General features: G+C 34.5%; 11 protein-coding genes. 7 read left to right on the forward strand and 4 right to left on the reverse strand.

Features of this window, described 5'->3' with window-relative positions; translation table 11 throughout:
• Nucleotides 1-86: 86 nt before the first annotated feature.
• Nucleotides 87-839 carry a DUF3800 domain-containing protein gene (locus JR347_RS12975; RefSeq protein ID WP_205721024.1) on the reverse strand — a complete coding sequence of 251 codons (753 nt, stop codon included), beginning with the start codon at nucleotides 837-839 and terminating at the stop codon, nucleotides 87-89.
• Nucleotides 840-891: 52 nt separating this feature from the next.
• Here JR347_RS12975 and JR347_RS12980 point away from each other — a divergent pair, with 52 nt between their 5' ends.
• Nucleotides 892-1,638, forward strand: a complete 747-nt coding sequence (locus JR347_RS12980) for a DUF2971 domain-containing protein (protein ID WP_205721025.1) — start codon at nucleotides 892-894, stop codon at nucleotides 1,636-1,638.
• 137 nt (nucleotides 1,639-1,775) lie between these two features.
• Here the strand turns inward: JR347_RS12980 and JR347_RS12985 are convergent, their stop codons facing one another.
• The gene (locus JR347_RS12985) at nucleotides 1,776-2,723 is read right to left on the reverse strand and encodes a hypothetical protein (RefSeq protein WP_205721026.1); all 948 of its coding nucleotides are present in this window, start codon (nucleotides 2,721-2,723) and stop codon (nucleotides 1,776-1,778) included.
• Nucleotides 2,724-2,961: 238 nt separating this feature from the next.
• On the opposite strand from JR347_RS12985, the gene JR347_RS12990 reads away from it, so the two are divergent.
• From JR347_RS12990 to JR347_RS13015, 6 genes are all read left to right on the forward strand, one after another.
• The gene (locus JR347_RS12990; protein WP_205721027.1) at nucleotides 2,962-3,585 is read left to right on the forward strand and encodes a hypothetical protein; all 624 of its coding nucleotides are present in this window, start codon (nucleotides 2,962-2,964) and stop codon (nucleotides 3,583-3,585) included.
• Between the two features lie 19 nt (nucleotides 3,586-3,604).
• A complete protein-coding gene (locus JR347_RS12995) occupies nucleotides 3,605-4,378 on the forward strand; it encodes a tyrosine-type recombinase/integrase (RefSeq protein ID WP_205721028.1) in 774 nt (257 codons plus the stop codon).
• Complete coding sequence (locus tag JR347_RS13000; protein WP_205721029.1) at nucleotides 4,379-6,331, forward strand: hypothetical protein; 1,953 nt, start codon at nucleotides 4,379-4,381, stop codon at nucleotides 6,329-6,331.
• Nucleotides 6,328-8,040 (forward strand): hypothetical protein, encoded by a 1,713-nt coding sequence (locus tag JR347_RS13005; RefSeq protein ID WP_205721030.1) that lies wholly within the window; start codon nucleotides 6,328-6,330, stop codon nucleotides 8,038-8,040. Before JR347_RS13000 ends, JR347_RS13005 begins: the two co-directional genes overlap by 4 nt.
• Nucleotides 8,041-8,073: 33 nt before the next feature.
• Nucleotides 8,074-8,922, forward strand: coding sequence for a hypothetical protein (locus tag JR347_RS13010; protein ID WP_205721031.1), 849 nt, complete (start codon nucleotides 8,074-8,076; stop codon nucleotides 8,920-8,922).
• A 288-nt stretch (nucleotides 8,923-9,210) separates the two neighbouring features.
• The gene (locus JR347_RS13015) at nucleotides 9,211-9,918 is read left to right on the forward strand and encodes a DUF4476 domain-containing protein (RefSeq protein ID WP_205721032.1); all 708 of its coding nucleotides are present in this window, start codon (nucleotides 9,211-9,213) and stop codon (nucleotides 9,916-9,918) included.
• Between the two features lie 82 nt (nucleotides 9,919-10,000).
• On the opposite strand, the gene JR347_RS13020 is transcribed toward JR347_RS13015, so the two are convergent.
• Both JR347_RS13020 and JR347_RS13025 read right to left on the reverse strand, forming a co-directional pair.
• Entirely contained in the window at nucleotides 10,001-11,110 is a 1,110-nt protein-coding gene (locus tag JR347_RS13020) for a DEAD/DEAH box helicase (protein WP_205721033.1), read from the reverse strand.
• A 129-nt stretch (nucleotides 11,111-11,239) separates the two neighbouring features.
• On the reverse strand, nucleotides 11,240-12,862 hold the full coding sequence (locus JR347_RS13025; RefSeq protein ID WP_205721034.1) for a M28 family peptidase: 1,623 nt from the start codon (nucleotides 12,860-12,862) through the stop codon (nucleotides 11,240-11,242).
• Nucleotides 12,863-12,893: the final 31 nt, after the last annotated feature.

A 12,893-nucleotide genomic window follows, 5' to 3' on the forward strand; every position in this document is an offset into this window, starting at 1 on the left:
GAATAAAAAATGGATGCGAAGATATGAGTATAATGTTAATTGTGCTTGAAAAACAAGTTCCACTTTTGATGAAGGTGGAACTGTGTTTAGTGTATACAACCTAAATACATTTCACCAAATCGATCGTAAGCAGCTTGTTTAATCTTAGGGTCACAATTATCCGAGATAAATAGTCCTTTTTTACCAACAACGGATACAAAATCAAGTTGAGACTCCCATTTATCTGGGTTAGGGGGAGGATATCCAAAAAATCTAAATCTTAAACCAGCCCATAATTCAAAACCTATCTCAATTTCCATCTCAGGATCATATCCAGATTTTGGTCCAGCTTTTACTTTTTTATTTATTAAACCTAATTGTTCTTTAAGCATTGTAGAAGATACACTAGCTACTAAATCTGCTAGTTGGATGCCCTTTATTTTCATTGAATCTTGTTCAATATTTATGGTTTGTTTTACACCCTCAAACCTATGTTCTTTTCTGAAAATACCTTCATCTAAAAATATCTCCACATTGTCTTCAATTTCTTCTTTATTGTACTCTAATAATTGTTTCAAGCCCAACTCTGTTGCTTCAGCAAATTCTTTGGGGATATTATTAGAGACAACAATAAAGACTTTTACTTTTGAGAAGAGTCTTCTAAGTTTTTCTCTGACAATTTTCAATTCAGGATTTGAATTTGCCAATCTACTTTTGAATTCAATTTCATTTGGATCTAGCCCCGTCTCTTTTAAGATATTTGATATCTCCTTATTAAGATCATATTTTGAATAGACAAAAGCACCCAAATAAAACCCAGCTTGATCATGCTTTGATTCATCATAATATATATAAGCCATATCTCTCAACTTATTGTAATTTTAAATAGTTCATAATGAGTTAAACAAGAATATGAGACAAATAAGAATTGAGGAAAAAGATTTAGACCAACACATTTATCGTATTTATCCTATGGATCGATTTCTAGAGATGCTTGAAAAAAAGTCTTTGACATTGGTGAGACCAAAACTCTGGAAGGATCCAATGGAATCTATCATTTTCGATGCCTCGTTTAACATAGCTGGCCAAAAAGGACATTCAGGTAATAAATGGACTAAGTTCTTTTCTCAATGTTGGACAATGAGCTATGAGTCTTATGCCCTTTGGAACGAATATGCTCCTTTACATAATGGGGTAAGAGTTAGAACAACACTTGGTAAATTAATTAAACTATTAGATCAGACAATAACGTCCAATAGTAATACATGGTTTATAGGTAAAGTTGATTATAAACCAATAAGGTTAGTTAAAAAATGGATTGGTGAAAATCTACCTTATGTGGAAAATATCTATATGGAAAAACTTCCCTACGGCCATATATATTCACTTTTCATAAAGCTCAATCAATATTCTCATGAGAATGAAATACGTTTAATATATAATGATGAAAAATTTGAACATGTCAATAGCGACATATTTGAATTGAACATAGATCCTTATGAATTATTCGACCGGTTATTACTTGATCCGAGGATGCCAGAAAATATTTACAAGATTTATAAAAACACATTTATCAATTATGGGTTTGAGGAAAAAAGTGTTATCCGATCAGGTTTACTCACTGAAGAAACATTAAGAGCTAAACTTAGTAATTGGTAAATGACTCTAGAGTTCCACTTTTGTCCAAGTTGGTACGGTGGTACTCGTAGCCCCAAGTTAAATTTATCAATTTAATTATTTATGAGACCACTATTTTAAGTGATTCTTTGGTTGGCGAATTGTGCAAAGAATGAATCTTAGTATCTAACCTTAAGATCGATTTGGGCGCTGACACGAAATTCTGCTGATCGTTCATCATTAATGACTTCTTGAATAAATAGTTGCTCTTTACCTGGAATTAACAACAATTCATATTGTCCTTCCTCAAACAGATCGCTGACAATAAAAGAAGAAAAAAGATTGTCCATCACATCAATAAATCGTGCTTTAATAAAAGCTCGCCTATTATTTTTATCCCTCACCATGAAAGCTTCTGCAACACGACTGTTTATTGAGAATGAATTGATGATCTGTCTTTCAAAATAGGGAAATCCTTCCATACCTATACCGGTATATATTGATATGGTATCTGCAAAATTTTTTGAAATGTCATTTTTATAATACTTCACATTTCCTTGGCCTCTATAGACAATCATATCATCAATATCATTGAAAATTGTGTGATCCGCCTTTATAAATCGGTAGAGAACCTTTTTTGTGTATTTAATGGCAAGTTTCTGATATTTTAAGATGGAATCAGGGTTTATTAAAAGACTCTTATCAATTGACAGCAATGGCCCAACGTTCTCAAAGTAGTTCGGCTTGATTATTTGTTTAACCTCAGAATCTGCAAAATCATAATTTCTCGTAAGTAAATCTTCATCATGTGCTCTCAGAATACTGGCTTTTAATATATCTAAGCTTTTCGATGTTTTAGTTGAACTTTTAACATAATCCCTGATTCCATCATTTATTTTAATCAAATCATTCTGAGGCAATTTATTGGTGACTTTCTTGAAGAATTTCTTTCTTGCTTTTTCAACTAAGGGCATTAAAAATTCATAATTCCATATAGTTTCAAAGCCAGGATCAAGTGCCTTTATACCTTTTTCAGGGTTTGGAAGTCCTTCGACATCATATTCAGTAACATTTGTAGCCCATTTAAACGTACCGATTGCTTTAGTATATTTTCTTTGTTTTGGCATGAAATAAATTAGACTTATCTATTAAAATGATAACAACTAAAAAGTGATCAAGTTCCCATATTAAATATTAAGTTAGAAAAAATAGCAAATATGATCTTTCAAGTTCATGCATTGATAGTTCCACTTTTGTCCAAAGAAGAGATATGTGATTTATCCATAGGTATTTTTACCCATGACAAAAGCATGATGTTGCTTGTTTATTACTACATTGGATACATAGTATATTAATTTCAATTTCATGAAAAAATTCTTTTTAAAATATATATTTCCAATATCTGCTGGTGTAATACTCACATTTATACCAATTGTTCTTTTGACCAAACTTAAATTTTTCCCATTAGGTAGTGAGTCTGCAACAATAGGATCTGCAATTGGCGGAATTACAGCCCCTTTTGTAGGACTAATTGGTGCATTTTTGATTTATTATACTTTTCGAAAACAACAAGAAAGTATTGAATCCCAAGATAGATTTCAATATGTAGAGTTTCTCCTTGACGTTATAAAAGAGCTTAAGTCAAGTTTTATAAGCTTTACGGATAATGCTGGTACTGATATTCATGGTAAGGTAAGAACTAATGAATTTCAGTTAAACTATTTTTTATCAATAATTAACCAATATCAAAATTTGGCCAATACTATGTTAAGTGCTGATATTGCTGATAATCATAGAAGGTTAGTACTACAAGACTTATTCATGTGGTATATTTCCAATCTGCAAATTTTAGTTAATAGAACACAAGAATTTAGAATTCAAGAGGGAGGTAGGATAATAGTAAACCCTATACTTGATGACAGCTTTCAAGGATCGTTTGATAGTGTAATGGCAGTTAATATGAGAGTTAGTGAGTATTTAAGAAATTAGTCCACTATAGTTCCACTTTATGCTAAGGTGGAACCACTTTCCTTTTTTCATATTTCTTTCTCCACTCTCATCAAACCTTGTTTTTCCTTCCTTTCAAATAGGAGAGAAATATATCAAGTACCACTTTTTAACTGTATATTTAAAATGTGGAACCATTATTTACTTCAAACTTGCCAAAATGAGCGTTGGTCAAACAGCCTGTAGTCCGTTAGATTGGGATAGAGAATTTCAGAAACTCTTGAAGGAATTGAGTGTGGCTATACACGAGGCGGAAGGGGAGAGGAAAGTTACCTTGGCCCGGTATCAAACGGCAATAGCCATAGGTGGTTATCTTGGTCCACGAGCAAAGGAGCTTTTGCATTTCACTTGGTTTGATTTCCTGGGTAAATCTGAAAAGGACGTATATGAATTTAAGACTGAGAAGAATCGAAAGATCTATTTCAATGAGAAGTTATTGAAACTGATTTCGGCTAATTACAAAATCATTGATCCCAACAATGTTCATGATTTCATATTGGAAAGTCCTAAACATCCTGGGAAGCCGATCTCAACTAGAGCATTCAATAAAGCATTTAAGAAAGTACTCGAAAATTATAATGTAATAACGGACAATCCATCAAGCCATACACTAAGAAAGACTTTTGCTTATCGCGTATTTGACAATAAAGGTAAAGATGAACAGGCTTTGATATTTGTAGGTGAGGTGTTAGGTCATTCCTCAATAGATTATACTAGAAAGTACCTTGGTATAAAGAGGAATCAAATTAAGGAGGCTTATCTAAGTATTCATTAAATGAGAAATAAAACTAATAATCTGAATGAAATCCACATTCATAGCTTAATAAACTTCGTTTTAGAAAATAATGAAGAATCGGAAAAACTAGCAAGTAGTGCATACAACCTTCATTCTTCTAATTCAAAAACATTAAGTGCAATTCAAAAATTGGATCCGAGCATTACAACTGATTCAAAATTTGTCTGTGTAACTGAAGGGGAGTTTAGTTTTAAAGACAGCCTGCATTTTCATTTTTTTCTTTCATACCATTATTTAATTGACTTTTTTAAACGAAACAAAGTATTAGATGAAGAAGGAAGAAAGAATTTTAAAAAAGTATATTATCAATGGGAAAAAATTCTCCAGCCTAATGCAAAACTGATCGTACTTATTTACCATGAAAAATTTAATCTAAATTTTGCCGAATGGTTTACTAGTAAAAACGATAGAGATTTTTGGTTTATGTACCATCCTTTTCTTGATACCTTGCCCTTTCTCAATATTAAGATCAGTGAATTGGAAATTCTACTGCCAATTATACTCGGAAAAACCAAAAACGACTTAACAGGAGGAATGATATTTAACGCTGTTGAGAAATGGGCAGAACTTAACCCTGAACTGGGTAACAATTTTCTCCAATCAATATCAACAAAGCCGAGTGAGTTAAAAATGTTTATTGCAAAGACTTTGAGTGGTCTAGCGAAATCAGTCGGAATTGAACAAATATTTATCAAAACAATGAGCCTAATTGAGAATGATGATATTGAAGTTAGAAAAAGCGCTATTCTTGGAGCTTCGTTAATGAAACTACATCCCATTGAAAACAAGAGTCAAATTAAACTACTCACAGATTCGTTAATCAAGATTTATAAAGAAAAACAAGAGGAATTAGAACCTGTTCTCGCAGAGACATATGGTAACCTCTTAGTAATTACTTCTGATTCAAAGTTGAAAATATTTGAATTGTCATATAGCCATAACCCCCATACACAATTTATCATTGCTGATATTCTTTGGAGAAAGGTTGATTATAATAATGATAAAATCTGGTTTACGAATGTCTTAATGAACCTGTGCTCTGTAGAGCCACAATTTGGAGGAACTATTCAGAATATTGAAAGAACTCTTCAGAAAGTGATGAAAGATTCGCTATCAACGGTATTTCAATTTATTGAAAAGTGGATTTTAATGCCTGGCATTAAGCCAGAAGACATTATGCTTTTAGAAGGTATTTTCAGAGAAATTAGGAAAAATTATTACGACCAATACTCTTGGTTTATTACAGACTGGTTAAATAAAGGAGAACTTAAGTTTCATTTAGCATTAGAGAAATTATTATTAAAAAGCACCGAAAATGTCAATCTCAATCTAGATTATTTAAAAGCCCTGAACGAAGTTGATCTGCAATATATCATTTGCAAAATGTTTGCATTTGTACATAATATCAATCAGCTAAAATCCATGTTGAATTCATTTATAGAACTCGATATAAAGGATGAAAATACTATTGAATTTTTAAGAAAAATTACCTTCACAATTGCACTTGATTACCCTTCATTAAAAGAATTCTTAATCGATAAAAAGGAATCCACAAAAGGCATTAAACTTAAATTTATTAATGCTCTTCTTGAAGATATTGAAACCTATTTTAAAGACTATGAAAGTATTACTCAGCTATCGGAAGTAAGGCCTTCGGAGCAAAGAATGAATCTTTATTGGAAGGCTCAACAAAAAGTGAACACCAACATTTATGAAGAAAGTAAAACAAAAAATGAAATATTTAATCTATTCAATAATGTCAGTCTTAAATCAGGGGGAACATGGTTTTCAAAGTTCGAAGGGGAGTATACAAAAAAAGGAAGTCTGGGCCATTTTAGTTCGCAAATTGAAATTCCAAGGAAGGAGTTGATAGATCCAATTGGCCAGACGAGATTAAGGTATTTTTATCGAACAATTAAGAAACCTAAATGAAGCTGGTTTTAAAGGATTACATTGAATCTCTAAAAGAGGAAGGGGAATTAGATTCCTTGCTAACTGATCTACTTTGGAGTGTGGGAATAAAAATATTTACACGTCCTAATAAAGGAACTAGGCAATATGGAGTTGACATTGCGGCTTACGGAAAGAACTTTCAAAATAGTATAGAAGATCAGAATAAAGAAGTATTTCTAATAACGGTTAAAAAAGGAAATTTTGACAGAAATAATTGGGATTCAGGTAAAAACTCGATTAGACAATCTCTTAACGATATTATTGATGTTTACATACCTAACCGTCTTGGCAAACAATACAATAATTGTAAAATTAATATTGTAGTAGCCAGCAATGGAGAGTTAAGTGAAGGAGTTATTGATAATTGGGTTTCTTACACGAAGGAACAAGGGACAAAAAATGATAAGTTGAATTTTGTGTTTTGGGGAATAAGAGACTTAGTTCAATTAACCGAAGATAATTTACTTTCAGAATTATTATTTCCAGAAGATCATAGATTGCTGCTTAGAAAAACTCTTTCTTTTTTGGATCTACCTGACTATGATTTAAGACATTTTTATGAATTAAATGAGAAGTTGTTTCAAAAATGTTTGCCTTTAAAAAACAACAGGAAACTCATTAAAAATTTAAGACTCCTAAGATTAATTTCAAATATTTTATTAAAGGGTTGTGTGGAAATGAATAACATAAAACCAGCAATTATTGCTTCTGAAAGGGTTTTAATATTGTACTGGGATTGGTTTAAAAAAAGAAATTCATTCAATGAAAAAGAACCAATTAAGGAATTGATTAGCTACCATTTTTTCAAGATTCAGATAAATAGAATTTATTTTGCTAAGGTACAAACAAGCTATTATTCAGAAGACGGATTGTCATTTGGTATTGGTAATTTACTAGAATATAGTTTAATCACATACGAGCAAATTGGAATTTCAGCTACAATCGGAATGTCAGAACTTTATGAGGCTATGGTTCATTTTCCTAGTGACCCAAATTATTCAGAAACTTGTTATAAAAATGCAATGCAAGTATCGCAAAGCTTGGGTGAATTGATTTTTAATAATCCCGCTTCTTGCTATCCAAAATATGATGAGCACTGCATAGAAATCAATTTGGCCATGATACTCTTCTATCAAACAGAAAGATTCGATATCGCAATCCAATGGTTGGAAAAATTAATTTCGTATCTAAGAGACAATTACTTACTCAAAGAATTCATCCCTTTGTTTATAACAGACTATGAAAAATTAATTCAAATTGAAGTAGGGGGGTATAAGGAAGAAATTTCTTCTTCAATATTGATAACATGCCTCGCTGATTGGTGCATCATGCTTAAAGAAGATAATCTATATAAAAACCTAATCGAGCTAATTGAACAAAGTTTACCGAATATAGATTTACAACATTGGCATCCTGAAGAAAATACAGAAGAAAATTTATTCAATAGCAATGCCATGAGAGAAACAGGATCGACACGGAGTTCTATTAAACTGCCAAAAAATCCTATTGAATATGAAATGGAAATGGTAGAGGAGCGTAATATTTTCTTCGATGAAACTAAGTTTCTACATAATAATAAGGGGTTTCAACACATAGAATATCTAGCAAATCGGCATTTTAGAACATATGTATTTCCGAATTCATGGAGGCAATTGTTGAACACTAGATTTTGCTTTAATAAACCTTAAGAAGTATTTGCAAAATGAACAAAACTTATGATCATGGTAAAAGAAGATGTTTTTAGACTAACAATTGAGGAAGAGAAAAAATGTAAATCCGAACAGGGTAAAATTAGCCCTAGAGTTTCGGCTGCAATTGTCAAAGAAGGGGCATTATTAGGTGTAGCACATCGAGGTCAACATAATGATGGAGATCACGCAGAATATACGTTGTTTGAAAAAGAATTAAAAGATATTGATGTTTCTGGTGCAATTCTTTTTACAACACTTGAGCCGTGCACTTCACGAAAGACTCATAAACCTTGTGCAGACTGGATAATTGAAAAAGGAATTTCAAAAATATACATTGGTATGCTCGATCCAAATCCAAAAATTTATCTAGCAGGAGTTAGGAAATTGAAAGATGCTAAAATTGATATAGAATATTATGATGAAAAATATAGATTAGAAATTGAAGCTGATAATAAAGCATTTATTGAACAATACAAAGCAAACCCAAAACTTGAGGGACAAATAATATTTGATTATACGAATAATAACGGCACATACACGGTTGGCTATCAAGAATATATGTTTGATTTAAAATTTAGTAATGCTTCAAATAGGTCAATTCATATATATAATGATAATGCTAACATTGATTGCATTTCAGAAGTATTAGACTGTACTCAAATTAGTCAAATTGTTGACGCATCTATCTATGATTCTTCATCTAGAAGTCGAACAATTAATAATTCAGGGATCGCGATTTTTAGAAATATCAATGGTCATTATTGCGCAATAAAAATAAACTCCATATCGGCTAGGTCACACGGTGATAAATTAAATGAAGTGAACATAGATTATAAAATATTAACTGCGGGTAGTGATTTTCGAAATAACATAGGATGAAATTGTACGAGTTTATCTGTTGAAAAGATTTCCTATGAATATTTACCATGAACTGGTTGTTCAACATTTCTAATGACTCAGTCAACATTTCTAATAATGTGATACAAATCCAGCATATGCCCTTGAGGCTTATATTATATATGATTGTTATATAATTTATATTATGTTAAATAGAAATAATCAACATCTATCCCGCACATTACTCTGTGACATTTTATTACAAACCTTAAACCCTCTCTGGCACACCTATTGTATTTCACTGACTAGATCATTTTAAATACTACAGCCATGAGACACGTTATACTTTCACTATTACTTATCTGTAGCATCGCCACAATTACTACAGCTAACCATTGTATTCAGCCACTGCCTGAGCACCAATTCAACCAACTACGTAATTCATTAAAGCCGTCCCGCTCAGAACAGTTTAGAATGAATGAAGTGCTGAACCTGGTGAACAACTATTGTTTTAACAGTGCTCAAATTCAGAGTTTGTTATTTCATGTACAGACAGACCATTCTAGAATAACCATTGGTAAAGCGGCTTTTTCAGGTGTTGCTGATCCCCACAATTTCTATATGGTGTATGATGCCTTTAATTCATTTTCAATGGCTTTTAGGCTGCACGACATTGTGCATAATCAGCTGATAGCCCCTATTGTAACTCCTCCGCCCGTCATTATTCAGGATCCGGTGATCATTTGCGAGCCTACACCCGATGATTTCGCGCATATTTTGCGCACGATCAGAAACGAGAGTTTTGCCAATGATAAACTATCAGCACTACATCTTATCGCCCCGAACTATTGCTTTACAGTCAACCAGATTGGCCAAATTATGGATGCATTTCACTTCAGCGGTGGTAAGTTATCTGCGGCCAAGGCCTTGTATGATAATGCCATTGATCAGCACAACTACTACAGATTAGTAGATAAAATCGTGTTCAGAAGCGATAAAGAAGAACTGAGACGTTATATTAATGATAGAAGATTTTAATACTCATAACTCACTGTTTAATAGTAAGTTATAATTAATCACATAAAGCCATCTTACAAGTGTAGGATGGCTTTATTTTAGGTTACACCACTACCTTATCGATACCCACCTGTAATTTTTCCTGCAATTCATTCACGTGCTTCAACTCATCTTTGGTAATAAAAATTAAGGATAAGCCTTTATTTCCGGCTCGTGCTGTTCTGCCACTTCGGTGTATGTAATACTCCACCTGATCGGGCAATTCGTAATGGGCGGCAAATGCCAGATCCTTTACATCTATGCCCCTGGCCGCTATATCGGTAGCAATTAAGAACTGCAGACTTTCATTTTTAAAGGCACGCATAATTTTATCACGCTCCTTTTGCAGTAAGTCGCCATGGATAGCATCTGTAGACAGGTTTTTAGCTTTTAGTTGCTTCGCGAGTGTACGTGCTGCTACTTTTGTTCGGCAAAAGATCATGCCTCGTTCCTCTCCCATGTCTTTTAGAAATTTCACCAGCGTGTCGAGTTTGTCTTCCGCCATGGTGATGGTATACTGATGGGTGATCTTCTTATTCAGTCTGTCAGCACCAATAGTTACGCGAAAGGCATCCGGAGCTAAGTAATTTTTAATAATGGTTTTGATATCCGGTGGCATGGTGGCTGAAAACAGCCACGTATTAGTTCTGCCGGTGGTATGTTTGAGAATACGCGTTAACTCTTTTTTAAAGCCCATAGAAAGCATTTCATCTGCTTCATCGAGCACTACATACTTTACGTGAGAAAGGTCTACTGCGTCCTTCTGAAGAAGATCTACTAAACGCCCGGGCGTGGCTACAATAATTTGAGTAGGTCGTTTTAACGCAGCTATTTGAGCTTCTATTTTAGCACCACCGTAAACGGCCTCAGTAAATATCTTGTCGGAATACTTGGTGAATTTGAATAGTTGCTTGGCTACCTGTTGCCCTAATTCCCTTGTAGGCGTTAATATCAGTGCCTGTACCTTTGGCGAACCTGCATTTATCTTCTCCAATAATGGCAAACCATAGGCTGCGGTTTTACCCGTTCCTGTAGGTGCCTGAGCAATAAAATCGGTGCCTTTGCTCAACAAAAATGGAATAGACTGTTCTTGTATTGGTGATGGATTGATGATTTTCAGTTCATCGAGTGCTTTGATAAAGGGTTTTGATATTCCAAGTGCTGCGAAAGACATAATTCTAATTTTAACTGCAAAGATGAGCTTAGTTGGCGCTATCCTGCTATAATTTAGCAATTATCTTTTTAACAATGTGCGTTGAACTCTCTCATTCAACGCTACAATTTTAGTTCTATCAACCGGAATTTACTTCGCGAAACGTGCAAAGAAATCGCCTTCATTCCAGGTGGGTCTTTCTTCCGCTTCATTGATAAAATAACTCACCATAAACTGCAACCGTACATATTTTTTCGCAGCATCGAAGTCAAAGGTGTTGTCCAGCTCATCAGAAGGTTTGTGATACCTCTCTTCCCTAAAAGTATCGAAAAGGCCTGCAATGGTTTGGGTAGAATCCGATGCTTTTATTCCATAGGTAATACTCAAAGACGGTACTCCTTTTAAAATAAAGTTCAACTGATCGCTCCTCACAAAACGCACCTGTTCCGGCATATGATCCTCGTCCACGCGCAAATCCAGCAAGTTGGCCGTACGCTCCACCTGGTTCATCAAACTACTATGTGCCCCGCCCAATGGCTCAATTGAAAGCAATGGAGCCACTACTGTAGGCATATCTGTATTTACATTGGCCACAATTTGCGACATGGGCACTGTTGGCGATGCAGCAAAATACTTCGAACCCAACAAACCCATTTCCTCAGCAGTTACGGCTAAAAATATCACCGATCGCTTCGGTTTATAGCCCAAACGGGTATATAATCGTGCTATTTCTATCATAGCACTGATGCCCACTGCATTATCCTGTGCACCGTTGTAAATGCTATCTCCTTCAACTGGCCTTCCTACTCCCAAGTGATCTAAATGGCCGCTATGCACGATGTATTCATCGCTTAACTCCTCACCTTCTAAAACGCCTACCACATTGGCACTTTCTATTTTTGAGCTTATTCCACTCACCTTGCCGGTTATTCGTTGCGTTTCCTTTGGTTGCAACAAAATGCCTTGTTTTAAACTGTTGCTTATGGAGTCTAGTGTATAGCCCATGAGCCTTTCAAATACAGGGTCATTCAGGTAACCATTAACTTTCAGCTTATTCCCATAAGAGCTTCTACCTGAGGTAGTTCCATCAGGTAATATGATGTTCGTGCGACCTTTATCGGTATAGGTTAAACTTCTTTCAAACGAGTATCTGCTTCCGGGTTCGTACGCGTAAATTAAGCCTACAGCACCCTTTTCAATCGCTGTTTGCAATTTGGTATCGGAGCTGCTGAAATACGCACGCTCACTGATTGGAAAACTTTCCGGTGCGCCACTAAAGATTACCATTACCTTGCCATCAACATCTACCTTATCAAAATCGCTATAGCCCAGTTCAGGGGCATCTACGCCATAGCCGGCAAAAACGAGTTCACCTTCAAAATTGGCGGTCGCTTCTGAAGCACCTGCATAAAAGAAGTAATCCTGGTCATAATTCAGTGTATCTCCATTGGCTGTCAGGTAACTGTCTGCTTTATCAGTTCGTACATTTAAGAGTGTCAACGGCTGAAAATAGCTGCTTCCCTCCTTGTCTCCTAACGGTTTAATTCCCAACGCTTTAAACTCATTGGCCACATAGTCCATGGCTTTTTGGTATTCCGGTGTTCCGGGATATCTTCCCATCAGACTATCATGTGCTAAAGCCGCTACATGGTGCTCTATTCTGTCTGGCGATACTAACTCAGTATAGCTAAGTAGTTCTGAATCTGTGTGGTGCTTTTGAGTGCAACTGAATGCTAAAAGAGATAAACAACTGAGGGTCAGTAGTTTCTTCATAAGATCGATATATGCGTTTATTTTAGAATAC

The sequence above is a fragment of the Fulvivirga lutea genome (assembly GCF_017068455.1).
Lineage (GTDB): Bacteria > Bacteroidota > Bacteroidia > Cytophagales > Cyclobacteriaceae > Fulvivirga > Fulvivirga lutea.